This is a genomic window from Verrucosispora sp. TAA-831 (assembly GCF_050780145.1).
Lineage (GTDB): Bacteria > Actinomycetota > Actinomycetes > Mycobacteriales > Micromonosporaceae > Micromonospora.
In genome coordinates, this window is the sequence record NZ_CP192240.1 from 6,716,798 (window position 1) to 6,738,944 (window position 22,147).

Annotated in this window: 23 protein-coding genes and 1 pseudogene; 18 read left to right on the forward strand and 6 right to left on the reverse strand. The window is 72.0% G+C overall.

What is annotated here, in order from left to right:
• The first annotated feature begins 220 nt into the window (after positions 1 to 220).
• From ACQVFL_RS29885 to ACQVFL_RS29915, 7 genes are all read left to right on the forward strand, one after another.
• The gene (locus ACQVFL_RS29885; protein WP_431728127.1) at positions 221 to 1,414 is read left to right on the forward strand and encodes an LCP family protein; all 1,194 of its coding nucleotides are present in this window, start codon (positions 221 to 223) and stop codon (positions 1,412 to 1,414) included.
• A gap of 193 nt (positions 1,415 to 1,607) precedes the next feature.
• Positions 1,608 to 2,546 (forward strand): LCP family protein, encoded by a 939-nt coding sequence (locus tag ACQVFL_RS29890; protein ID WP_396697524.1) that lies wholly within the window; start codon positions 1,608 to 1,610, stop codon positions 2,544 to 2,546.
• A gap of 48 nt (positions 2,547 to 2,594) precedes the next feature.
• Positions 2,595 to 2,930: a rhodanese-like domain-containing protein gene (locus tag ACQVFL_RS29895; RefSeq protein WP_396697396.1), complete on the forward strand. Its 336-nt coding sequence runs from the start codon at positions 2,595 to 2,597 to the stop codon at positions 2,928 to 2,930.
• Between the two features lie 5 nt (positions 2,931 to 2,935).
• On the forward strand, positions 2,936 to 3,727 hold the full coding sequence (locus tag ACQVFL_RS29900; protein ID WP_396697398.1) for a glycerophosphodiester phosphodiesterase: 792 nt from the start codon (positions 2,936 to 2,938) through the stop codon (positions 3,725 to 3,727).
• Positions 3,728 to 3,782: 55 nt separating this feature from the next.
• Complete coding sequence (locus ACQVFL_RS29905; protein WP_396697400.1) at positions 3,783 to 5,240, forward strand: PAS domain-containing sensor histidine kinase; 1,458 nt, start codon at positions 3,783 to 3,785, stop codon at positions 5,238 to 5,240.
• A 69-nt stretch (positions 5,241 to 5,309) separates the two neighbouring features.
• Entirely contained in the window at positions 5,310 to 5,723 is a 414-nt protein-coding gene (locus ACQVFL_RS29910; protein ID WP_431729913.1) for an ATP-binding protein, read from the forward strand.
• A 59-nt stretch (positions 5,724 to 5,782) separates the two neighbouring features.
• A complete protein-coding gene (locus ACQVFL_RS29915; RefSeq protein WP_396697402.1) occupies positions 5,783 to 6,667 on the forward strand; it encodes a DUF5926 family protein in 885 nt (294 codons plus the stop codon).
• Positions 6,668 to 6,774: 107 nt separating this feature from the next.
• Here ACQVFL_RS29915 and ACQVFL_RS29920 read toward each other — a convergent pair whose 3' ends face one another.
• Positions 6,775 to 7,974: an arginine deiminase gene (locus ACQVFL_RS29920; protein ID WP_396697404.1), complete on the reverse strand. Its 1,200-nt coding sequence runs from the start codon at positions 7,972 to 7,974 to the stop codon at positions 6,775 to 6,777.
• Between the two features lie 163 nt (positions 7,975 to 8,137).
• On the opposite strand from ACQVFL_RS29920, the gene ACQVFL_RS29925 reads away from it, so the two are divergent.
• The 4 genes and pseudogenes from ACQVFL_RS29925 to pheA all read left to right on the forward strand — a co-directional run bounded on the left by ACQVFL_RS29925 (position 8,138) and on the right by pheA (position 11,255).
• The gene (locus ACQVFL_RS29925; RefSeq protein ID WP_396697406.1) at positions 8,138 to 8,878 is read left to right on the forward strand and encodes a hypothetical protein; all 741 of its coding nucleotides are present in this window, start codon (positions 8,138 to 8,140) and stop codon (positions 8,876 to 8,878) included.
• Positions 8,879 to 9,045: 167 nt separating this feature from the next.
• On the forward strand, positions 9,046 to 9,504 hold the full coding sequence (locus ACQVFL_RS29930; protein WP_396697408.1) for a PAS domain-containing protein: 459 nt from the start codon (positions 9,046 to 9,048) through the stop codon (positions 9,502 to 9,504).
• Between the two features lie 187 nt (positions 9,505 to 9,691).
• Positions 9,692 to 10,180: pseudogene (locus ACQVFL_RS29935) on the forward strand (hypothetical protein); the annotation flags it as partial.
• A 118-nt stretch (positions 10,181 to 10,298) separates the two neighbouring features.
• Complete coding sequence (gene pheA / locus ACQVFL_RS29940) at positions 10,299 to 11,255, forward strand: prephenate dehydratase (protein ID WP_396697410.1); 957 nt, start codon at positions 10,299 to 10,301, stop codon at positions 11,253 to 11,255.
• Between the two features lie 10 nt (positions 11,256 to 11,265).
• Here pheA and ACQVFL_RS29945 read toward each other — a convergent pair whose 3' ends face one another.
• The 3 genes from ACQVFL_RS29945 to ACQVFL_RS29955 form a co-directional block, all read right to left on the reverse strand.
• A complete protein-coding gene (locus ACQVFL_RS29945) occupies positions 11,266 to 11,982 on the reverse strand; it encodes an AIM24 family protein (RefSeq protein ID WP_396697412.1) in 717 nt (238 codons plus the stop codon).
• A gap of 70 nt (positions 11,983 to 12,052) precedes the next feature.
• Positions 12,053 to 12,391, reverse strand: coding sequence for a metallopeptidase family protein (locus ACQVFL_RS29950; protein WP_396697528.1), 339 nt, complete (start codon positions 12,389 to 12,391; stop codon positions 12,053 to 12,055).
• Positions 12,392 to 12,498: 107 nt separating this feature from the next.
• Complete coding sequence (locus tag ACQVFL_RS29955; protein WP_396697414.1) at positions 12,499 to 12,930, reverse strand: OsmC family protein; 432 nt, start codon at positions 12,928 to 12,930, stop codon at positions 12,499 to 12,501.
• A 161-nt stretch (positions 12,931 to 13,091) separates the two neighbouring features.
• On the opposite strand from ACQVFL_RS29955, the gene ACQVFL_RS29960 reads away from it, so the two are divergent.
• The 3 genes from ACQVFL_RS29960 (at position 13,092) to ACQVFL_RS29970 (ending at position 15,752) form a co-directional block, all read left to right on the forward strand.
• The gene (locus ACQVFL_RS29960; RefSeq protein WP_396697416.1) at positions 13,092 to 13,841 is read left to right on the forward strand and encodes a hypothetical protein; all 750 of its coding nucleotides are present in this window, start codon (positions 13,092 to 13,094) and stop codon (positions 13,839 to 13,841) included.
• Positions 13,842 to 14,118: 277 nt separating this feature from the next.
• Positions 14,119 to 14,940 carry an HAD hydrolase family protein gene (locus tag ACQVFL_RS29965; RefSeq protein WP_396697418.1) on the forward strand — a complete coding sequence of 274 codons (822 nt, stop codon included), beginning with the start codon at positions 14,119 to 14,121 and terminating at the stop codon, positions 14,938 to 14,940.
• Positions 14,940 to 15,752 carry an HAD family hydrolase gene (locus ACQVFL_RS29970; protein WP_431728128.1) on the forward strand — a complete coding sequence of 271 codons (813 nt, stop codon included), beginning with the start codon at positions 14,940 to 14,942 and terminating at the stop codon, positions 15,750 to 15,752. Before ACQVFL_RS29965 ends, ACQVFL_RS29970 begins: the two co-directional genes overlap by 1 nt.
• Before the next feature lie 50 nt (positions 15,753 to 15,802).
• Here ACQVFL_RS29970 and ACQVFL_RS29975 read toward each other — a convergent pair whose 3' ends face one another.
• The gene (locus tag ACQVFL_RS29975) at positions 15,803 to 16,411 is read right to left on the reverse strand and encodes a bacterial proteasome activator family protein (protein ID WP_396697422.1); all 609 of its coding nucleotides are present in this window, start codon (positions 16,409 to 16,411) and stop codon (positions 15,803 to 15,805) included.
• 137 nt (positions 16,412 to 16,548) lie between these two features.
• Between ACQVFL_RS29975 and ACQVFL_RS29980 the strand changes: the two genes are divergently transcribed.
• Both ACQVFL_RS29980 and ACQVFL_RS29985 read left to right on the forward strand, forming a co-directional pair.
• Positions 16,549 to 17,346 (forward strand): alpha/beta hydrolase family protein, encoded by a 798-nt coding sequence (locus tag ACQVFL_RS29980; protein WP_431728129.1) that lies wholly within the window; start codon positions 16,549 to 16,551, stop codon positions 17,344 to 17,346.
• Between the two features lie 79 nt (positions 17,347 to 17,425).
• Positions 17,426 to 18,631: an ABC transporter substrate-binding protein gene (locus ACQVFL_RS29985; RefSeq protein ID WP_431728130.1), complete on the forward strand. Its 1,206-nt coding sequence runs from the start codon at positions 17,426 to 17,428 to the stop codon at positions 18,629 to 18,631.
• A gap of 95 nt (positions 18,632 to 18,726) precedes the next feature.
• On the opposite strand, the gene ddaH is transcribed toward ACQVFL_RS29985, so the two are convergent.
• Positions 18,727 to 19,599 carry a dimethylargininase gene (ddaH, locus tag ACQVFL_RS29990; RefSeq protein WP_431728131.1) on the reverse strand — a complete coding sequence of 291 codons (873 nt, stop codon included), beginning with the start codon at positions 19,597 to 19,599 and terminating at the stop codon, positions 18,727 to 18,729.
• Positions 19,600 to 19,619: 20 nt separating this feature from the next.
• Here ddaH and ACQVFL_RS29995 point away from each other — a divergent pair, with 20 nt between their 5' ends.
• Together ACQVFL_RS29995 and ACQVFL_RS30000 are read left to right on the forward strand one after the other, a co-directional pair.
• Positions 19,620 to 20,078 (forward strand): Lrp/AsnC family transcriptional regulator, encoded by a 459-nt coding sequence (locus tag ACQVFL_RS29995; RefSeq protein WP_396697430.1) that lies wholly within the window; start codon positions 19,620 to 19,622, stop codon positions 20,076 to 20,078.
• 86 nt (positions 20,079 to 20,164) lie between these two features.
• Entirely contained in the window at positions 20,165 to 22,087 is a 1,923-nt protein-coding gene (locus ACQVFL_RS30000; RefSeq protein ID WP_431728132.1) for a beta-propeller domain-containing protein, read from the forward strand.
• The last annotated feature ends 60 nt before the right edge of the window (positions 22,088 to 22,147 follow it).

Consider the following 22,147-nt stretch of genomic DNA (forward strand, 5'->3'; position numbering starts at 1 on the left):
AAAGGCGGGCTCTCCGGTCACGGATCGTGATCGAATAGCTCGTCTTCGGTTGTGATTTCGCTGAGAGCCAATAGTCGATCGTCCATTTTGTTCTGGCCATTCGGCCATTTCCCCAGGATGACGTGGCGGAGAACGGTAACTGAGCGTCAGACGAACTCGCCACGACGGGATTGCGTCCGTAAAGTGTTCCCGCCCCCCACATTCACGAGCTGGAGCACGCATGCCGGTTCAGAGCCCCTCCTTGCTCGATCCGCCTGGCGCATCGAACCCCTCGACCTCCTCAGCCGGCAAGAAGAAGGCCGGTAAGAGCGGCAAGAAGGGGCGCGCCCGGCGGAAGGACCCTCTCTGGGCCCGGATCACCCTGGTCTTCGGCGCGGTGCTGATGATGACCAGCGGCCTCGCCATCGTCGGCAGCAAGGCCGTGATCGGTCAGGCCACCGGCAGCATCTCGCAGCGCAACCTGCTCGGCGAGGCCGGCAAGACGGTGGACGAGGGCGGCAACAACCTGGAAGGCCCGATCGACATGCTGCTGCTGGGCGTGGACGCCCGGGAGCGGTGGGCCGCCGACGACGTACGCGCGGACAGCATCATCGTGCTGCACATCCCGGCCACGCACGACCAGGCGTACCTGATCTCGATCCCCCGGGACACCGAGGCCCGCATCCCGGCCTTCTCCAAGACCGGCTTCCCGGGCGGCGTCGACAAGATCAACGCGGCGTTCCAGGCCGGTGCCCGCAACGGCGGTGGCTGGGAGGGCGGCGCCCAGTTGATGGCCCAGACCATCAAGGGCATGACCGGTGTCGGCTTCGACGGCGCGGCGATCATCAACTTCGGCGGCTTCAAGAACGTGATCGACGCCCTCGGCTCGGTGCGCATCTGCCCGAAGCAGGAGGTCAAGTCCGCCCACATGTCGTACGTCGACGGCAAGGTGATGTGGAACGCGGACGCCAAGAAGACCGGCAAGCAGCGGACCCCGGTGGTGCACAAGAAGGGCTGCCAGGAGATGGAGGGGTGGGCCGCGCTGGACTTCTCCCGGCAGCGGTACGGCCTGGCCAACAGCGACTACGACCGCCAGCAGAACCAGCAGCAGCTCATCAAGGCGATGGCGAAGAAGGCCAGCCAGAACGGCACGCTGACCAACCCGCTCAAGCTCAACGAGCTGATCAAGGCGGCCGGCAAGGCGTTCATCCTGGACACCGGCGGTGTCTCGGTCGAGGACTTCGTCTTCACGATGCGCGGGGTCACCGGCAACGAGCTGATCATGCTGAAGACCAACGGCGGAACGTTCAACGGCACGGACAGCGGCCGGGAGGCTCTCAGCGAGCAGACCCTGGACATGTTCCACGCGGTCAAGCAGGACAAGCTGGCCGAGTTCGTGTTCTACAACCCCGAGGTGATCTCCAACCGGAAGTGACCGGCGGGAGTAGTCGGAAACCGCCGTCACGCCTCCCGCACCGTCCGTAGCCTGACATGAAGAAGGCTCATGTCAGGCGGACGGGGAGGACGTCACGGCCAGGAGGGCACGCGACGGCGGACGACGGGCAACCGGCGGAGGCTCCGGGCGCCCGCGCTGGCCGCGCGTACTGCTGGGGATCGGGCTGGCGGTGGTGCTGCTGGCCACGGTCGCCGTGGTCGGCCTCCGGGTGCTCGCCGACCGGTACGAACGGACCGTGACGCGGGCCGAACTGCTCGACCCGACCGCCCGCGCCGACCGCACCGACCGGCACGGCCCGCTCAACTACCTGCTCGTCGGCTCCGACCGCCGCCCCGGCGACACCGGCCCGGAGCAACGCACCGACACCATCCTGATGGTCCACGTGCCGGCCGGGCTGCGCGAGGGCTACCTGGTCTCCGTACCGCGTGACCTGCTGGTCGACATCCCGCCCGCGGCCGGCTACTCCGGCGGCGAGGACAAGGTCAACGCCGCGTACGAGTACGGCGGCGGCGGCGAGGCCGGAGCCCGACTGCTCTCCGCCACCCTGTCCCGGCTCACCGGCATCCGCTTCGACGGCGCCGCCCTGGTCGACTTCGCCGGTCTGCGCAGTGTCATCGACCTGCTCGGCGGGGTCAACCTGTGCGTACGCACCGAGGTGCGCTCGATCCACACCGACCGGGTCTTCTCGCCCGGCTGCCAACGGATGGACGGCGCCCAGGCGCTGGACTACGTCCGCCAGCGCTACGACCTGCCCGGCGGCGACTACGACCGGCAGACGCACCAGCAGCAACTACTCGGGGCGATGTTGCAACAGGCGGGGGAGACCCGGCTCCGGGAGAACCCGGTCCGGTTGCACCGGCTCATCGAGGCGGTCGGCGGATCGCTGACCGTGGACACCAACGGCGTACCCGTGGAGGATCTGCTGCTGGCGCTGCGCGGCCTCTCCACCGACGCGCTGCGCGGCGTGCAGGTGCCCTCCTACCCGCAGACCATCGACCAGGTCTCCTACGTCGTGCTCGACAACGGCGGAGAGGGACTGTTCGAGGCGGTCCGGGGCACCCGGATGCCGCAGTGGGCGGGCGCCCATCCGCACTGGGTCACCCGGCTCTGACCCGCCGGTCGACGCGATCTCCCCGACGGCCCTCTAGGCTTGGTAGCCGTGTTCGGATCCCACGTACCCACCATGACGGTGCCCGAGATCGACGACGAGACCTACCTGCTCGACGTCCGCGAGGACGACGAGTGGGAGGCGGGGCACGCACCCAACGCCCACCACCTGCCGATGATGGAGCTGCCGGCGCGCCTCGCCGAGGTGCCCGACGACCGGGACGTCGCGGTCATCTGCCGCTCCGGTGGCCGCTCCGCCCAGGTGGTCGCCTACCTGATGCACAACGGCTGGGACCAGGTCCGCAACGTCGAGGGCGGCATGGGCGACTGGGAGGCGGCCGGGCGACCGGTGGTCGACTCGGACGGCCAACCGGGCCGGGTGTTGTAGCGGCCGTGCCCACCCCGCTCGTCTTCGCGCACCGTGGCGCGTCGTACGACCTGCCGGAACACACCCTCGCCGCCTACCTGCGCGCGCTCGACGAGGGCGCCGACGGGCTGGAGTGCGACGTCCGGCTGACCCGTGACGGCCATCTCGTCTGCGTGCACGACCGCCGGCTGAACCGCACCAGCAACGGTCGCGGCCTGGTCAGTGCCCGTACCCTCGCCGAGTTGGAGGAGTTGGACTTCGGCTCCTGGCACCCCGGCGGCGTACCGGCCGACGGGGACGAGGTGCTGGACGCTTCCCACACCCGGCTGCTCACCCTCGAACGGCTGCTGGAGGCGGTCCTCGCCGCCGGGCGGCCGGTCCGGCTGCTGGTGGAGACCAAGCACCCGTCCCGATACCGCGGCGACGTGGAGCGCCGACTGGTCGCCCTGCTGCGCCGGTACGGGCTGACCGACCCGCGCCCCGACGACCCGGTACGCGTGACCGTGATGTCCTTCTCCCCGCTGGCCGTACGCCGGATGCGGACGCTGGCCCCGGCGCTGCCGACCGTACTGCTGCTGGAGGTCCTGCCCCGCTGGCTGCGCCTGGGCCGACTGCCGTTCGGTGTGGGCATCGCCGGTCCCGGGATCGGCCTGGTCCGGGCACGTCCGGCGCTGGTGCCGTCGCTGCGGGCCGCCGGCAACCAGGTCTACGTCTGGACCGTCAACGAGCCCGAGGACCTCGATCTCGTGCTGGCCGCCGAGGTGGACGGCGTGATCACCGACCGTCCGGCACAGACGCTGGCCCGGTTGAGGGGATAACCAACCCACCGTCGGGGGTGCCGGAGAAGGCGAACGGAGGTGCACACTCGGGGACATGACGGACCGTACCGATTACTCGGCTCTCATCGCCGGGCACACCGTCGTCATCGAGATGATCAACTCGGGGGACGCGGGCCTTCCGGTACTGACCAAGTTGCTGCGGGTGGCGCAACCGGCACTCGGTGCCGCCGGTATGGCCTTCGTCGAGTTCGCTCCCAGCGGCGGTCGGGTGATCGCCGCCACCGGTGCCGCCGAGTGGACCATCGGGCGTCCACTGCCTCCCAGCGATCCGATCACCGCCTGCCTGCTCGCCGGCCCCCGGGTGCAGTGCGTCCGGACCGACCGGCTCGGCAGTCAGCTCGCCGACGAGCTGACCGATCGCGGCCTGCGGCGGATGGTCGCCTCCCGCGCCGAGATCGGCGGCCACGCCGTCGGTAGCCTCCAGGCCCTGTACCGGGCCGGGGACGACGAGCCCGGCCCGGAGCAGTGGAGCGTGGTCGGCTTCCTGGGCGCCTGCATCGCGCACATGTACGGCGACCAGAGCGGCCTGCCGGTGCACGGCGACGGCCCGGTGGTGGCGGCGCTCGCCGACGGGCTGGCGGTCGTCGACCGGGACACCCACGTACGCCTCTGGAACCCGGCCGCCGCCGACGTCACCGGCCGGTCCGCGGCCGAGGCGATCAACAGACCGTTGCCCTTCCCGGTGCCCCCGTCCGGACAGGTCCTCGACCACCGCCTACCGGACGGGCGCTGGCTGCGGGTCACCTCGGGTGAGCTGCCGGGGCCGGGTGCGCTGCGGGTGGTCACCTTCCGGGACATCACCGACCAGCAGCGGCACGACCACGAGCGGGACCTCTTCGTCGCGGTGACCAGTCACGAGCTACGCACCCCGGTGACCGTCATCAAGGGGTACGCCGACACGCTCAACGACCACTGGGAGTCGCTCAGCGACGCCGACCGGCGCCAGGCCGCGCAGGTCATCGGCCAGCGCGCCAACGAGCTGGCCCGGCTGCTCGACCGGCTGCTCTCCTCGGCCGCCGAGGCGTGGCCGGACGACGGACCGGCGGTGCCCTTCGATCTCGGCGAGACGCTGCGCGGAGCGGTCGCCAACCTGCCCGGTGAGCTGCGCCGCCGGGCCACCCTCCAGTTCCCGGCCGACCTGCCCCGGGCGATCGGACGCCGGCAGAGCCTGGTCACCGTGCTGACCGAACTGGTCACCAACGCCGGGAAATACTCGCCACCCGGCTCGCCGATCGAGGTGAGCGCGGTCGCGGACGGGCCGACCGTCTGCATCCGGGTCAGTGACCGGGGCATCGGCGTACGACCGGAGCACGTCGAACGGGCCTTCGACCGGTTCTGGCAGGGCGATTCGGGTGACAATCGTCGCTATCCGGGCACCGGACTCGGTCTCTATCTCGTCCGCCGGATCGTTGAACAGCAGAATGGATGGGTATTCCTCCGGCCGAGAACCGGCGGAGGTACGGTCGCAGAGGTGCGGCTGCCCCGCCGGTGATCGTGGGGGTCACCAGGGGCGACAGAGGGGCGGGACGTGTCGACGGGAGCGGTCGAACGAGCGTGGTGTGTGGTCGTGCCGCACCACGCCAGCGGTGCACGCGCCGCCCGGCACCGCCTCGCCGCCGAACTGGCCGAGGTCGTGTCCCCGGTGGTGCTGGCTGATCTCGTCGCGGTCCTCGCCGAGCTGGTCGGCAACGCCGTCCGGCACGCCGACCCGCTGCCCGGAGGGGTGGTCCGGGTGGCCTGGCGGTTGATGACGACCGACGACGGGGCGCACGTCCGGCTGCGGGTCACCGACGGCGGCGCGACCGGTACGCCCCGGATCCGCCCGGCGGACATCGACGCGGCCGACGGCCGGGGCCTGCACATCGTCTCCGGCCTGGCGGACCGTTGGGGCGTCGAACGGGACGGTCTCGGGCAGAGCGTCTGGGCCGAGTTCGACCCGGTTCCCGAGCGACCGGGCCTGGTCGTCGCCGGCTGATCGCCCGCCGGGCGGGTCCCGCCCCCGGCGTCGCGTCCGGGCCTCTAGGCTGTGTCGCCGTGAGCAAGCGTCGAAAGAACCAGCGGGCCGCCACACCCACCCCGAAGCGGGAGAAGGTGCGGGACGTCTTCGTCCCCCGGCCCTTCGAAGGGCTGACCGACGAGCCGGAGTGGATCGCGCTGCGGGAACTGGTGCCCGCCGCCTCCGCACCGCTGCGGCTCACCCCCGAGCTGGTCGAGGAGTACGGCGACCGCCCGGTGACGCTGGCCACCGTGCTGCCGATGGCCGCCCCCGCGATGAGTCGTGCCGACGGGCACGTGTTCGTCGGGCTCCAGCGGCACCAGCAGTCCGGTGACGTCTCCCGGGACCTGGCCGAGTCGCTGCTCTGCGCGCTGCGTACCGAGCCGGGCGCCCCGGTCCAGGTGCCGCCGCTGCCCGGCCCCGGCCCACGGTTGCAGGACATCCTGGTCGACGGTCCGTTGACGGTCACCCTGCACGAGGGCTTCGACTTCTGGCTGGTTCCCGAGGCCGTGGACGACCCGACCGTGCAGGCGTCCCTGGAGCGGGCCAACGCCGCGATCTACCCGACCGTACGCCTGGCGGCGGCGAGGTCGGCGTACTGGTGCCAGGTGCCGGAGAAGGCACACGTCCGCTGGGTGCTGCCCGAGGCCGAGGAGGCCGCGCTGGACGCGTTGGCCCGGCTCGGCGCGGCCGGCTCGCTGACCCTCGGCGAGGGGACCAGGTTCGCCGGCATGTTCCGGGCCCACGGCCGGCTGGTGCCGGTCTGGGACCTGCCCGAGGACACCCCGGCCGCCGAGTGGGAGGCGCCGGTCGCCGAGTTCGCCAAGCGGTACGCGGAGGCGCTGACGGAGACCGGGCCGCTCGACGCCGCCGCCCGCCGGTCCCGTCAGGGCCTGCTGGGCCGCCAGCTCACCCTGCGCTGAGCGCGCGCTTCTGGTGTTAGGAAGGGACCCCTGCTCTACCGGAGGCGTTAGCAGGGGACCCTTCCTTACTCCCGTCCCCTGCCCGGCTTCCGTCCCGGCCCGCGTCGTCACTCGCGCAGCAGGGGGCACGACATGCAGCGCGGGCCGCCCCGCCCCGACCCCAGCTCGGACCCGGCGATCGGGATGAGTTCGATGCCGGCCCGTTCGAGCTGGGCGTTGGTCTCCACGTTGCGTTCGTAGCCGACGCAGAGCCGGGGCGCCAGCGCCAGGGTGTTGTTGCCGTCGTCCCACTGCTCCCGCTCGGCCGTCACCGGGTCGAGCCCGGTGTCGATCACCCGGAGCCGGTCGAGGTCCATCGCGTCGGCGGCGGCCCGCAGGAACGGCGCCGGGCCGTCCACCCGGGGGTCGTCGCCGTCCGTCCCGGCGATCACCGTGTACGCCGACAGCGTGTGCGCGACGTTGGGGTACATCAGCACCGCGTCGACGTCGACCATCGTGCAGACCGTGTCCAGGTGCATGGTGGCCCGTTCCTGGGCGATCGGCACCACCAGGATGGTGTGCGCCAGCCCGGCCGCGAAGACCTGCCGGGCCAGTCGTTCGGCACCGGCCGGGGTGGTCCGCTCGCCCACCCCGACGGCGAGTACCCCGGGGGCGAGCAGCAGCACGTCACCGCCTTCGAGGTGCTCCAGGTCGGGCCGGTAGACGTACTCGGTGCCGGCGAAGCGCGGGTGGTGCCGGTAGATCGCGTCGGTCAGCGTGGTCTCCCGCCGCCGGGCCGGCATCGCCAGGCTGGTCACGCCGACCCGCTCGCCGATCCACAGTGACGAGTCGCGGGTGAACAGCAGGTTCGGCAGCGGCGCGATGACGAAGTCGTGCCGGTCCATCAGGGTGTAGACCAGGCCGCCGCGCCGGTCGCCGCCGACCCGTAGCTCCTCGTGGGCGAGGCCGGCGACGAGGACTCCGGCGAGCGCGGCCGGGTCGAGGTAGGTCAGGTGCGCGGCGACCCGGGCGCGCAGGGTGTCACCGAGTCGGGGCGAGGCGAGGACCTGTTCGGTCAGTTCGGCGCGGGCCTCCGCCACGGCCAGGGTCTCGGTGAGCAGATCGGTGAGATAGAGCACCTCGACGTCGCGCTCGCGCAGCGCGGCGGCGAAGGCGTCGTGCTCCTCCTGCGCGCGGCCCACCCAGGGGATGGCGTCGAACAACAGGGAGTCGTTGTTGCGCGGGGTCAGGCGGGCGAGTTCCGGCCCTGGCCGGTGCAGCAGCACGGTGCCGAGCCGGCCGACCTCACTGTCCACGTAGTGGGTCACATCCGAAGCCTAGGGCAGGGTTTGGCGGCATCCGATAAAAAGGCTGTGGGTGAATATGGCATTCATCCACAGTCATTCCGGCGTTCCGGCTTGCCGACTACCGGGACCCGCAACGTAGGGTAGTGAGAAAGTAACTTCGAGGGACCTTTTGCCGGAGGTCGCGATGACTGTCTTCCCCGCTCGTCGAGCCGTACCGTCCGCCCGGGCGCTGCCGCAAGCGGCGGTGCCACACCCTCGGGTCGAGGCACCGGGGGTGGTCGAGGCGCCACGTCCGTCGCCCTTGGAGTGGGCCCGTCGGCGCCGTGCCGAGCGGGGCGCTCGCCGGCTTGAGGCGGCCGGTGCCCGTGCGCTCGGCCAACTCGACCATCTCGGGCCCGCGTGGCACGTGATCGACTGGCCGCGAACGGACGCCGCGGACGCCCTGCTCGACGAGAGCGACGACAACCGGGCCGGGTTCCTCGCCATCGGCCCGAGCGGACTCTTCGCCGTCACCATCGCCGACCACGGCCGGGCCCGCGTCCTGGTCGCGGGCGACGTGGTGCAGATCAACGGCAAGCGCCCGCCGTACGTCGCCGAGGCCCGCCGCGACGCCCGGCGCGCCAGCAAGGCACTGACCAGTGCGGTCGGCCATCCGATCCCGGTGACGCCGGTGCTCACCTTCGTGGGCTCCGGCGTCATCAGCGTCTACGGCCTGCCCAAGGACTGTCTGATGGCCACCCACCGGGAGCTCGACCGGATGCTCGTCGCCGGTGGCAACCGGATCAGCCCGGCCACTGCCGAGAAGCTCTCCCGGGTCGCGCAGCACCCCGGGACGTGGATGAGTGGCGGCTATCCGCCAGCAGCCGACTACCGGTGGTACGAGGACGGCCGAATGGCCGCTGACAAGCCGGCCACCCGGCGGTAACGTCTGCGGCGACGCCACGCGGCCGGGCACCGGCGCTCCGCACCGGCCGGCCGCGCCGTCGCGGACCGGCAGCGATCAGCACCGATGGCGTGGTTTTTCAGCGCGGTCAGCGGTTGCCGAGACGACCGGCTAGCGTGGACGTTCCGTCGGTGTGCATAGGAGGCGCGGTGGCCCACGTCGAACTCTCGCTCTCGGAAGTGTTCGCGCCCGACCCGGGGACACCGACAGAGCTTGGGTACGACAACCTCGGGCGATGGGCGGCCACTGTGTCCAGTGCCGACGAGCCCTGTCTGCTGATCGACGCCGAGACCCGGGTGGTGGCCGTCTCCGCCGCCGGCTGCGATCTGCTCGGCCTCGGCACCCCCGAGGACGTCATGGGGCTGCCGCTGCTCGACGGCGGCCTGCGGTTGCTCGACTTCACCGCCTATCGGGGCGAGTTGGCCGAGCCGGACATCGACAAGATCCCGCCACTGTTGGCGCTCGCCTCCGGCCGGATGGCCCGCGGCCTGTTACGGATCATGGCGACCACCGAGGGCATCTCCGACGCGACCGTCGACGCCATCTCCACGCCGGTGCTCGCCGACGGGGCCGTCGCCGGCTCGCTCACCTTCTTCTCGGGGCTCTGACCCGACACCACGTACCCGACTGGCCTTTCCCGTCGGCGGCGGATCCTCCTACCATGGGCTCGGCTCCGGCCGTCCCTGACGCTCGCCCCCCCCATCGAGGACCATCCCCGTGCCGTCCGCCCCGATCCGTCGTGCCGCCCCCGGCCAGCGTCCCGCCCGAGCGGGCGACCGCCGGAGCCGTACCCGGCTGTCCGCAGTCGCCGGGCTGGCCGTGCTCCTGCTGGCCGGTTGCGGCGAACCGCCGGACCTGCGCGACGGGTCGGCTCTGCCCACGCCGCCGCCCACCACGGCCGCGGCCGAATCGGCCACCCCGACGCCGCCGCCCTTCGGTGACCCGCCGAGCGTCGCCCCGACCGTCGCGCCGACCGACGCCGGTCTGGTCGCGGTGGCCTGTCCCGGCCAGCCTTCCCGGCAACGGATCGTCGACCTGGTCCGGGGCCGCGACGGGCTGCTCCCCCGCAACGCGCGGGTACAGGTCACCAGCGGGCCGCGCTGCGCCGCCGGCTGGCACTTCACCAGCGTCGACGTCACCGGGTACGAACCGCTCCAGGTGGTCACCCGGGACCAGGCCGGCACCCTGCGGCTGGTGACCGCCGGCACCGACGTCTGCTCGGTCGAGGTACGCGTGGCTGCACCGGTCGGGATCAGGACCCTGGCCTGCGGCGACGAGGGATCGGTGCCGGTACCGGTGCCACCCGTGCCGTCCCCGCCACCGGTCTCCACGCCGACGCCGTCCGGGCAGTCACCGACGCCATCGGCGTCCACCCCCACGGCGGGTGCGTAGGCTGTTCGCCATGCCGGGAACGCCGCCGACCCGTTTCGTCTACCTCGGTCCCGAGGGCACCTTCGCCGAACAGGCGTTGCGTGCCGTGCCCGCCGCCGAGCGGGGCAGCCGTACGCCGGCCCGCAGCGTCGGCGAGGCCCTGGAGGCGGTCCGCACCGGCGATTCCGACGCCGCGCTGGTGCCGCTGGAGAACTCGATCGGCGGCGCGGTCGGGGTCACGCTCGACGAACTGGCCGAGGGCGAACCTCTGGTGATCACCCGCGAGGTGATCCTGCCGGTGCAGTTCGTGCTCGGTGCGCGGACGGGCACCCTGCTGCCGACCATCCGCAGCGTCGCCGCCCACCCGCAGGCGTCCACCCAGTGCCGGAGCTGGCTGCGGGCACACCTGCCCGACGCGGTCGTGGTCGACGTGCTCTCCAACGGAGCCGCGGCGGCCGGCGCAGCCACCGGTGAGTACGACGCGGCGATCTGCGCGCCCATCGGCGCGGCCCGACACCGGCTCGCCGTGCTGGCTGACAAGATCGCCGACCATCCGGACGCGGTCACCCGGTTCGCGCTGCTGTCCCGCCCCGGCCCGCCTCCGCCGCCCACCGGCGACGACGTGACGTCGCTGGCGGTCTACATCGCCCACGACCGGGTGGGCGCCCTGCTGTCCGTGCTGATGGAACTCGCCGTACGCGGGGTGAACCTGACCCGGATCGAGTCCCGACCGACCGGTGAGGCGCTGGGCCGGTACGTCTTCTTCCTCGACTGCACCGGCCACGTCGCCGACAACCGGCTCGGTGAGGCCCTCCAGGGGCTGCGGCGGGTCTGTGCCGACGTGCGCTTCCTCGGGTCGTACCCCCGGCACCGGTGGGACGGCACGGCCGGCGAACGGCCGGTGCCGGCCCCGGCCGGTCTCTCCGACGCCGACTACACCGACGCCGCAGCCTGGCTCGCCCGGGTCCGGGCGGGCGAGCTGGGCTGACCGGCCGGGCTCAGCGGAACAGTCCGCCGAGCACCCCGCCCTGCTCCTGCTGGCCGCTGCCCATGACCGGCGGCTCCTCGGACGGCTGGACGACGACGAAGCCGCGCCCGGCGAAGCTCATCGTGTACGCCTCACCGGTGGTCCGTCCCAGTAGCGTGCCGAGCCCGAGCTGGTCGGCCCGGTGGTAGCCGGTCTGGAGCCCCGCCGACCAGCAGACGGCGGCCTGCGGGTCCACGTAGGTGGGCGCGTCGACGCTGAGCACGACGGGGGTGCCCCGGGTGGTGACCGCGATCCGGCCCTGCCCGGAGAAGACGCAGTTGAACAGGCCGGTGGCGGCCATGCCCGCACCGCCGACCATCTTGATGTCGTAGCTCAGCGTCGAGTCGAACGCCAGCACGCTGGACCCGTTGATGGACAGCGCGTCGCCCGGCTCCAGGTCGATGACGTGCACGTCCTTGGCGAAGTCGGCGAGGAAGACGTCACCCTGACCGGTCAGCTTCATCAGCGGCACGCCCTCGCCGGTGAGCTTCTGCTTGAGGAAGTTGCCGAGACCGCCGGAGCCGAGCGCCTGGAACTGCACCTGCCCCTGGTAGGCGACCATCGAGCCGACACGGGCCATCGCCTCGCCGTTCAGCTCGATCTTCAACATCTTGGCGTTCTGCAGCCGCATACCGGGCTGCGCGGACTCCTTCTCCAGGTTCGCCGCTGAGAACAGCTCGCTACGCATGGGTTCCTCCCGTACTCGCCGTGTCTGGCCGAGACGGTAGGGCAGCACCGCAAGGGGCCGGTTGGGTCAGTCAGCCCCAGCCGAGAGCGTGCAGGCGGTCGTCGTCGATGCCGAAGTGGTGGGCGATCTCGTGGACCACGGTCACCGCCACCTCGTCGACGACGTCGTCGTCGGTGTCACAGATCCGCAGGATCGGGTTGCGGTAGATCAGGATGCGGTCCGGGAGGACTCCGGCGTAGTCCCAGCCCCGATCGGTCAACGCGTGTCCCTCGTAGAGGCCGAGCAGGTCCTCGCCGGGCGGCGGATCGTCCTCGACCAGGATCACCACGTTGCTCATCAGCGCCAGCAGCTCCTCGGGGACCTCGTCCAGCGCCTCCCCCACCAACTCCTCGAACCGCTCGCGCTCCATCTCGACCGCCACGCCCTCATTGTTCCTCACCCGGCGCGCGATCTCGCGCCTCCGAGGCCCTCCGCACGGTCGCGGGGCGCCGGAAGCGCGAGATCAGCGCGGGACGGTCAGGAGGAGAGGCGGGCGGTGAGGGTGATCTCCGCGCCGGGCGACAGCAGGCGCGAGATCGGGCAGTTCTGCTTCGCGGTCTCAGCCAGCTTGGCGAACTGCGCCTCGTCGATGCCGGGGACCTCACCGACGGTGTCCAGCTCGATGCGGGTCACCGTCATCCCGGCGTCGGTCTTGTCCAGGTGCACCGTGGCGGTGGTCTCCACCGAGGTGGCGGTGGTCCCGGCGTCGGCGAGCGCCTTGGAGAAGGCCATCGAGAAGCAGCCGGCGTGCGCGGCGCCGATCAACTCCTCGGGGTTGGTGCCCTCACCCTCCTCGAAACGGGACTTGAAGGAGTAGTTCCCCTGCAACCCGCCCTTGCCGGTACGGATCGTGCCGGAGCCCTCGGGAAGATTGCCCTGCCAGCGTGCGGAAGCGGTACGGATAGGCATGCACCTGACGCTAGTCCACCCGACGCCGGCAGGCGACCGACCAGCGAGGCCCGGCGTTGGGATCCCGAGGTCACAGGCCTGCTGTGGAATGATTCACCCGGACCCGCCGTTCCTGGGCCGTGCCATCCGGGGGCGCCCAGGCTCCGAGGAGAGGGCGAACGATGACCAACGACCTCCCCATCCCTCGTCAGGACGAACGCGCCGACGGTGCCAGCGTCCTCGAATGGGGTACGTCGGACGAACCGGCGGGCGCAAACCGCCTCCGGAGGGCCGTCGCCGGCCTCGGCCGCGACCACCGGGTACCGATGCTGCTCGCCGGGCTGGGCGCGACGGCCGCCGTCGCCTCGCTGCTCGGCGAGTGGGTGACCATGACCATCCCCACCGGCCCGGATCCGGCCAGTCCGCTGGAGGTGACCAACGGGGTCGCCGAGATCGGCGGAATGGGCACCGGCTATCTGGTCGGTCTCCTGCTGCTCGGGTGCACGGTGGCGCTCGCGCTACGCGGCACCAGGGCGGCGCAGGTCAACGCGCGGGTGGCCGGCCTGGCGCTCGCAGCCGGCATGATCGCGCTGCTCGCGGCGACCACGTCGTCGCTCGGCGACGTGACCCGCCGGGGCCTGGTCTACTACTCGGGCGAGGAGACCTTCCGCACCGAGAACGGGCGTGGCCTGTTCATGGCCTTCGCGGCCGTGCTGCTGTTCGCCGCCGCGCTCCTGCGGACCGTGCCCGCCGGGGCCGTGCCGACACTGCGGGACGAGCCGTCCCACCCGGACGATTTGGCTGCCGAGCCGACGGGACGGCGACGTTCCCGGCGCCGGTCCGCTCCGGATGACCCCGACGAGGGACGCCCGCCGGCCGACATCACCGTCACCCCGACGGTCCCCTTCGCCCGCGAGTCACCGCCCGACTGATGTCGCTGTAAGGAAGGGCACCTTACTAACGCCTGGTGTATAGGAAGGGCCCCCTCCTTACATCCCGAGCGCCGCAGCCGCGTCGGGGCGGCACGCAACAGCGGAGCGCGACGCGGCCGAACGTCATCTCGCGGCGGCCGTCCGTTGGTATCCGATTCGCCGGGAAGCCATGGTTGCGACCTGTTTCCCGAGGTACGGTTGCTGCCCGCCGTCACGCCGGGTCGCCTACCGGCGACCAGTACGGCTGGCCGCGACGGCGGCGGGCGAAGGAGGAACCATGACCCGCCCGGGCCTGCCCAAGCTGATCGCCACCGACCTGGACGGGACGCTCGTCCGCAGCGACGACACCGTCTCGGCGTACACCCACGAGGTCCTCGACCGGGTGCGGGCCGCCGGTATCCCGGTGGTCGGCGCCACCGGTCGCGGCCCCCGGCTGACCGAGCTGACCCGCAACGACATCCGTGCCGCGGACTTCCTGGTGCTGGCCGGCGGCGGCCGGGTGGTGGACCAGAGCGACCCGACCGGGCCGGTGGTGCTGCGGGACGAGCGCCTCGGAAGCGAGGTGCTGGCCGGTCTGCTGGCCGACCTGGAGGTCGCGGTCGGCCCGCTGACGGTGATGGTCGAGGCCTCCGACGAGCACGAGGCGCCGCTCTGGGGCGACTACCACCCGGACTGGCCCTACCAGGACCGGTTCGAGGTGCGCACCCGTGACGAGTGCCTCGCCGGTGACGTGATCAAGGCCTTCGCGCGTACCGCCGACCACCACGTCGACGAGTTGCTGGCGGTCGCCCGGGAGATCGTGCCGCCGCACCTGGCCACGGTCACCCAGGCCGGGCTCGGCTTCGTCGAGATCTGCCCGCCCGGGGTGGACAAGGCCTCCGGCCTGACCGTGGTCGCCGAGACGCTCGGCGTGGACCCGGCCGAGGTGCTGGTCTTCGGCGACATGCCGAACGACCTGCCGATGTTCGAGTGGGCCGGCTGGGCCCGGGTGGCCGTCGCCAACGCACACCCGAGCGTGCGCGCCGCCGCCGATGACATCACTCTGCGTAACGACGACGACGGAGTCGCGGTCTACCTCGACCGGCTACTGTCCAGGTGATGGACGCGACACCCGGCCTGATCGCCACCGACATCGACGGCACGCTGCTCCGCGACGACCGCACGCTCAGTGCACACACCGCCGCGGTGCTGGCCCGGATCTCCGACCAGGGCACGCCGGTCGTGTTGGTCACCGGCCGTCCGATCCGCTGGCTCCGACTCGTGTACGACCAGCTCGCCGCGCCGGTGCCGGCGGTCTGCGCCAACGGTGCGGTGGTCTACGACCCGGTCGACGACCAGGTGCTCCGCGCCGACCCGCTGGCTCCCGAGCTGCTCACCGAGGTGGCCCAGCGGCTCCGGGCGGAGGTGCCGGGCGTGAGCCTCGCGGTGGAGATCGTCGACAGCCGGGAGATGCGGCACGAGGCGCACTATCCGGTGCGTTGGGAGGCCGGTGACACGGCGACCCGGGTGGTGGACAAGCCGGAGGAACTGCTGTCGATGCCGGCCGTGAAGCTGCTGGTCCGGGCGGGCGACCAGGATCCGGACCGGTTCACCGAGATGATCTCGGCCGCGCTGGCGGGGCTGGCGGAGGCCACCCACTCGTCGAACTCCGGGCTGGTGGAGGTCTCGGCGGCCGGGGTGACGAAGGCGGCCGGGCTGGCCTGGTACTGCCACCGGATCGGGGTGGACCCCGCCGACGTACTGGCCTTCGGCGACATGCCGAACGACGTACCGATGCTGGCCTGGGCCGGTCGAGCGGTGGCGGTGGCCAACGCGCATCCCGCCGTGCTGGCCATCGCCGACGACGTCACCTCGACGAACTCCACCGACGGCGTGGCCGCGTACCTGGAGAAGGTCTTCGGGGCCGACTGACGGCGCGGCGCGGCGTGCGACCCGGTGAGGTCGCACGACGCGCGCGGTGGTCAGAGGTACTGACCGGTGCTGTGTCCTTCGCCACCGCCGGGCTGGCCCATACCCGGCATGCCGGGCAGCACCGCTGCGCCCCCGGGGCCGCTGGGCAGCGCCTGCCGGCCGGAACGCATCTGTTCGAGCTGCACCCGCGCGGCCATCTGCTGCGCCACCAGGGCGGCCTGGATGCCGTGGAACAGCCCTTCCAGCCAGCCGACGAGCTGGGCGTGGGCGATCCGCAGCTCGCCCTCGCTGGGCGCCTGGTCCTCGGCGAACGGCAACGAGAGCCGTTCGAGCTCCTCGCGCAGCTCCGGGGCCAACCCTTCCTTCAGCTCGACGATCGAGCGCTCGTGGATCTCCCGCATCCGGTGCCGGCTGGCGTCGTCGAGCGGGGCCGCCTTGACCTCCTCCAGGAGCTGCTTGATCATGCTGCCGATCCGCATCACCTTGGCCGGCTGCTCGACCAGGCGCGCCGGGTCCTCGCCGGGACCGTCGTCGGTCTGCACGGTGCCGACCGGTCGGCCGTCCGGCCCGACCACCACCACCGTGCCGGAGTGCCCGGCACCGTCCCGGCCAGGCTCGTCGTTCTGTCCAGCTGAGTGTGCTTCGGTCATGGCACCCATCTTTACCCAGGCTCCGTCGTCCCCGCCCGTCGGCCCGGTACGCAAGTGCGCGCACGGCCCATCCGCCGCGTGGTGCACAGGTCACCGCGCGTCCCACCCGGCACCGGGTCCGGCCCGTCGCGCGCTACGGTCGGCCGATGACCTCCGACCCGCGAGCCGTGCTGACCCGGCCCGCTCCCGCCCCGGACGTCACCGTCGCCTACGGCGCGCACCCCGACCAGGTCGCCGACCTGCGCCGGCCGGTCGACACCGGGACGCCCCGACGGCTCGTCGTCGTGGTGCACGGGGGCTTCTGGCGCCACGAGTACGACCGGCGGCACACCGACCCGCTGGCCGCCGCGCTCGCCGCGCTCGGTCATCCGGTGGCCCAGGTGGAGTACCGGCGGACCGGGCGACCCGGCGGCGGTTGGCCCGGTACGACCGACGACGTGCTGTCCGCGGTGACCGCCCTGCCCCGGCTGGCGGCCGAGGCGCTGCCCGGGTCGGTGACGCCGACGCCAGCGGTCCTGGTCGGTCATTCGGCCGGTGGACACCTCGCCCTGCACGCGGCCCGGCACGTCCCGGAGGCGGTGGCCGGAGTGCTCGCTCTCGCGCCGGTCGCCGACCTCGCCGAGGCGTACCGGCTCGACCTGGACGGGGGTGCGGTGGCGGCCCTGCTCGGCGGCGGTCCGGCCGACGTACCCGACCGGTACGCGGCTGCCGACCCACGATCCGTGGTACCGCTCCCGACACGCACCGTAGTGATGCACGGCACTCTCGACGAACAGGTTCCGGTCGCCATGAGCAGGGCTTACGTGGCCGCAAACCAGGCGGCAGGGGCCGATATGCGCCTTGTAGAGCTATCGGGATGTGAGCATTTCGGGCTCATCGACCCCGAGGCGGCGGCCTGGCCCAAAGTAACCAGCGCGTTGCGGTCTCTTGGCGAAGATCATTAATCATTGACGCAGCGTCGCGAAGCAGGTAGAACGCCGATGGGGCGCACCCGCCCAGGCAACGCGTGTTGAAGGGAACCCGGTGTCGCAGATGAACCGCAGGCGAGCACTACAGTTGCTGGCCGCGCTCGGAACAGGGAGCCTCGTCGCCGCGTGTGGCACGGACGGCGACGAGGGGACCACCACCGTCACCGGCGGCAGTCCGATCAAAATCGGTCTGATCGCGCCGCAGGCCGGCGTGAACAAGGCCATCGGCGACGAACTCACCAACGGCTTCCAGCTCTATCTCGACCTCAACGACCGGAGTCTCGGCGGACACCCCGTCGACCTGGTCATGGCCGACGAGGGAGACACCGTGAAGTCCGGCCAGGCCGCCGTGAGCCGGCTGCTCGAAGAGAACGTGCTCGCGATGACCGGCGTCGCCAACTCCGCCGTCATGTTCGGCATCCGGGACGCGATCGAGCAGGCCCGGGTGCCGCTGATCGGCTCCAACGCCTCGCCGCCGAGCCTGCAGAGCGTCGTCTACATCTGGCGTACGTCGTACGTGCTCGACGAGGCGGGCCGGGCGCTCGGTCGCTACCTCAAGGACGAGCTGGGTACGGCCGACCGGGTGGCCATCATCCTCCCCGAGGGCGGTGGCGGCGGCGAGGACGTGCTGCGCGGCTTCCGCCAGGAGTTCGGCGAGACGGACCCGAGGATCTCCGACCCGGTCATCTGGACCACCGGCAGCCCGAACCCCGGCAAGACGGCCTTCGCCAGCGACATCAGCCAGGCGCTGAGCCGCAGCCCGTCGACGGTCTTCTGCTTCTACTCAGGCACCGCCGCCGTGGAGTTCGTGATGCAGTTGCGCGACGCCGGGTTCCGCGGCCGGATCTACGCGCCCGGATTCCTCACCGAGGGCACGGTGCTGGAGAGCATCCGCCCGGCCAACGACGCGCTCGGCATCCGGACCGCCCTGAACTACTCCGCCGACCTGAACAACGCGGCGAACCGCCGCTTCGCCTCAGCGTACCGCAAGAAGCACAACGCCTCGCCCACCACGTACGCGATGGCCTCCTACGACGCGGCCAAGGTGCTCGACCAGGCGATCCGCCTCGCCGGTGAGACGCCCACGGCGCAGGAGGTGAACCTGGCCCTGGGTCGGATCGGGCAGATCGACAGCCCGCGCGGCGCGTGGCAGTTCAACCAGCCGCGTACCCCGCAGCAGAAGTGGTACCTACGCGAGGTGCAGCGCGACGGTCAACTGCTCTCCAACGTCATGGTCAACGAGTTGGCCACGCTCGGCTGATTCGACGCAGGAGTCGGGGCCGGCCCGGTGCGACGGCCGGCCCTTCCGCGTCGGACCGGCCTGTTCCGGGTCAGACCGGCCTGTTCCGGGTCGGGTCAGGGTCGTAGCTCGGCGACGCAGCACTTCACGCTGCCGCCGCCCTTCTTGAGTTCGGCCAACTCCACCGGCAGCGGCGTGTAGCCGGCCGCCTTGAGTCGGCCGGCGAGCCGGGTCGCCTCGCTGTTGAGCACCACGTTCGCGCCGTCGCTGACCAGGTTCAGCCCGAACGACAGCGCGTCGTCGTCGTCCGCCACCACCGCGTCGGGGAAGAGTTGGGCGAGCACCCGCTGGCTGGCGACGGAGAACGCACCCGGGTAGTAGACGACGTTGCCGTCGTCGATCGAGGCGAGTGCCACGTCCAGGTGGTAGAAGCGCGGATCGACCAGGTGCAACGACACCACCGGCCGGCCGAGCGCCTCCTGCGCCTCGGCGTGCGCGGACAGTTCGGTGCGGAAGCCGTACCCGGCCAGCACCAGCCCGCCGTGCGCCTCCGGCAGGTACGCGAAGTCACCCTCGCCCTCGTTGGTCTCGTTCGGCGCGATGAACCGCCAGCCCTGCGACTCGTAGAAGGCCCGGTGTGCGGCGGCCTCGGCGGCCCGCTGCGGGTGCTTGAACCGCGCCCCGTAGGCCGTGCCGTCCACCGTGAACGCGCCGTTGGCGGCGTAGACCATGTCGGGCAGGCCCGCCTCGGGAGCCAGCAGGTGCACCTCGTGGCCGAGGCCCACCAGGGTCTCCCGCAGGCGGTCCCACTGCTTGACCGCCAACTCCGGGTCGACCGGGGCGGTCACGTCCATCCACGGGTTGATCGCGTACTCGACCGCGAAGCGCTCGGGCGAGCACATGAGATATGTCCGCTTTCGCGGCACTCGCTGCTGGTTCACGGTGACTAAGGGTAGGTAGGGTGCCACTTTAGTAACAGCCGCAAACATTGCTTCTCAGGAGCAGAACATTGCAGATCGACGCCGTCGACCAACGAATCATTGCGCTGCTCGTCGCAGACGCTCGCGCCTCGTACGCCGACATCGGCACCCGGGTGTCACTCTCCGCTCCGGCGGTCAAGCGACGGGTCGACCGACTGCGGGCGGCCGGGGTGATCCGCGGATTCACGGCCATCGTCGACCCGGCCGCCGTCGGGTGGACCACCGAGGCGTTCGTCGAGTTGTTCTGCGCCGGCCGCACCACCCCGGCCCAACTCGGTGCGGCGGTACGCCGCCACCCCGAGGTCGTCGGGGCGTACACCGTCTCCGGCGAGGCCGACGCGCTCGTCCATCTGCGGGCCGCCGACATCGCCCACCTCGAAGAGGCCCTGGAACGGCTGCGGGCCGAATCGTTCGTCACCTCCAGCCGCAGCACCATCGTCCTCTCCCGGCTGGTGGAGTCACCCGGCGTCGGCCCCTCCACGAGCTGAACCCGCCGTCCACACCGCTCACCCGCTTCGTCGGCCGATGCGACCGTTCGGGGAACCGGAGCGCCGGACGCCGCGTCGAAGCGCGCATGACACGGGGAATCAAGGCCACCGCGGCCGGCGGCACGCTGGTCGCGGTGGCGCTGCTCGCCGGCAGCATGTCGGCACCACCGGTCGTGCCGCTGCCCATCGGCACCGGGGACCCGCAGACGGTGCCGGTCGGCCTGGTCTCCTTCGACTCCTGCGCGGACGCCCTCGCCGAACTACGCGCGGCAGCCACCGCCTCGGTCGGCCCGTACGGCTTCGGCGGCGGTTGGCGCACGCTCAGCGATCGGGGCGGCGCTCTCGGAGCCGGTGCCGTGGCGAAGGGCGCCGAAGCCGCCGCAGCGCCGCTGGGAGCCGCGCCGGAGCACTCGACGACCAACAACCACGAGGTCGGCGTCGACGAGCCGGACCTGGTCAAGACCGACGGCCGGCGGATCGTCACGACCACCGGCGGCGTCCTGCGGGTGGTCGACCCGGCCAGTCGGCGGATCACCGGCGAACTCGACCTCGGCGACGGCGACGAGCGTCTGCGCCTCACCGATCAACGGCTGCTGCTGCTCGGTGACCGGGCGCTGGTCCTGACCGAGGCCACCCGCGAGACGCCCACCGGTGCCGCGCGCCGGATCTGGGGTCCGATCGGTGACACCCGGCTGGTCCTGGTCGACCTCTCCGGCGCGCCCAGAGTGCTGGGGACGTACCGCGTCCAGGGCCGGACCGTGGACGCCCGGCTGACCGGCGCGACGGCCCGGGTGGTGGTCAACTCGGCACCCCGCCTGGAGTTCCCGTTCGACCGCAGCGGTACCGACCGGGAGCGGACCGCGCGCAACCGTGCCGTCATCGCGCGGGCGGGCATCGAGGCGTGGCTACCCGAGTACGAGTGGACGGCGGGCGCCGAACGGCACACCGGACGGATCGGCTGTGACCGGCTCAGCCGTCCGGCCCGGATGACCGGCACGTCGACGCTGACCGTACTCAGCTTCGACCTGACCACCGACCGCCTCGGCGACGGCGACCCGGTCGGCGTGGTCGCCGACGCGAGCACCGTCTACGGCACCGCGACCAGCCTCTACCTCGCCGGTGCCCGGCCGGTGGTCGCCACGGCCCGCTGGCGGCCGTCCGCGACCGACGAGGTCACCGAGATCCACCAGTTCGACACCGCGGTGCCGGGGCGTCCCCGCTTCGTCGCCTCGGGCAGCGTGCCCGGCTGGCTGATCAACCAGTACGCGCTGTCGGAGTGGGACGGGCACCTGCGGGTGGCCACCACCACCGGCGACGTCTGGGGCGGCGGTACGCAGGAGCGGACCTCCGAGTCCGCGGTACGGGTGCTGCGCCGCGAGGGCGGATCGCTGGTGTCCACCGGTACGGTCGACGGGCTCGGCCGGGGTGAACGGATCTACTCCGTGCGCTACCTCGGCCCGTCGGCGTACGTGGTGACCTTCCGGCAGACCGATCCGCTGTACTCGTTGGACCTGACCGACCCCACCGCGCCCCGGGTCACCGGCGAACTGAAGATCACCGGGTACTCGGGTTACCTGCACCCGCTGCCCGAGGGACGGCTGCTCGGGGTGGGCCAGGAGGCCGACACGCGGGGTCGTACCCAGGGCGTGCAGGTGTCCCTCTTCGACGTACGCGATCCGGGCCGCCCGTACCGGCTGGACCAGTGGCACCTGCCCGGGGCGTCGTCCGAAGCCCAGTACGACACACACGCCTTCCTGTACCGGCCGGACAGCGGCCTGGTGGCCCTGCCGGTGCGGACCGGGGTCCGACTGCTGCGCGTCGGCGACAACACCATCCGCGAGATCGGCGAGGTGACCCACCCGACGACGGATCGCGAGAGCCGCCGGATGTCCTCCCTGGTACGCCGCTCGCTGGTGGTCGGTGACGTGCTGTGGACCGTCTCCGACAGCGGCCTGCGCGCCACCGACCCGGCCACCGCACGCAGCGTCGGCTGGATCGCGACGACCTGAACCTTCCTCCCCGCGCGGGTGGGGCCCGGTTTCTCGGGGTTTCCGGGTCCCACCCGCCAC

Coding starts and splice junctions, on each gene's coding strand:
- ACQVFL_RS29885 (WP_431728127.1), top strand. CDS start 221: ATGCCGGTTCAGAGCCCCTCCTTGCTCGATCCGCCTGGCGCATCGAAC.
- ACQVFL_RS29905 (WP_396697400.1), top strand. CDS start 3,783: ATGACGGACCGTACCGATTACTCGGCTCTCATCGCCGGGCACACCGTC.
- ACQVFL_RS29925 (WP_396697406.1), top strand. CDS start 8,138: ATGACTGTCTTCCCCGCTCGTCGAGCCGTACCGTCCGCCCGGGCGCTG.
- pheA (WP_396697410.1), top strand. CDS start 10,299: ATGCCGGGAACGCCGCCGACCCGTTTCGTCTACCTCGGTCCCGAGGGC.
- ACQVFL_RS29945 (WP_396697412.1), bottom strand. CDS start 11,982: ATGCGTAGCGAGCTGTTCTCAGCGGCGAACCTGGAGAAGGAGTCCGCG.
- ACQVFL_RS29950 (WP_396697528.1), bottom strand. CDS start 12,391: ATGGAGCGCGAGCGGTTCGAGGAGTTGGTGGGGGAGGCGCTGGACGAG.
- ACQVFL_RS29955 (WP_396697414.1), bottom strand. CDS start 12,930: ATGCCTATCCGTACCGCTTCCGCACGCTGGCAGGGCAATCTTCCCGAG.
- ACQVFL_RS29960 (WP_396697416.1), top strand. CDS start 13,092: ATGACCAACGACCTCCCCATCCCTCGTCAGGACGAACGCGCCGACGGT.
- ACQVFL_RS29965 (WP_396697418.1), top strand. CDS start 14,119: ATGACCCGCCCGGGCCTGCCCAAGCTGATCGCCACCGACCTGGACGGG.
- ACQVFL_RS29970 (WP_431728128.1), top strand. CDS start 14,940: ATGGACGCGACACCCGGCCTGATCGCCACCGACATCGACGGCACGCTG.
- ACQVFL_RS29975 (WP_396697422.1), bottom strand. CDS start 16,411: ATGGGTGCCATGACCGAAGCACACTCAGCTGGACAGAACGACGAGCCT.
- ACQVFL_RS29980 (WP_431728129.1), top strand. CDS start 16,549: ATGACCTCCGACCCGCGAGCCGTGCTGACCCGGCCCGCTCCCGCCCCG.
- ddaH (WP_431728131.1), bottom strand. CDS start 19,599: ATGTTTGCGGCTGTTACTAAAGTGGCACCCTACCTACCCTTAGTCACC.
- ACQVFL_RS30000 (WP_431728132.1), top strand. CDS start 20,165: ATGACACGGGGAATCAAGGCCACCGCGGCCGGCGGCACGCTGGTCGCG.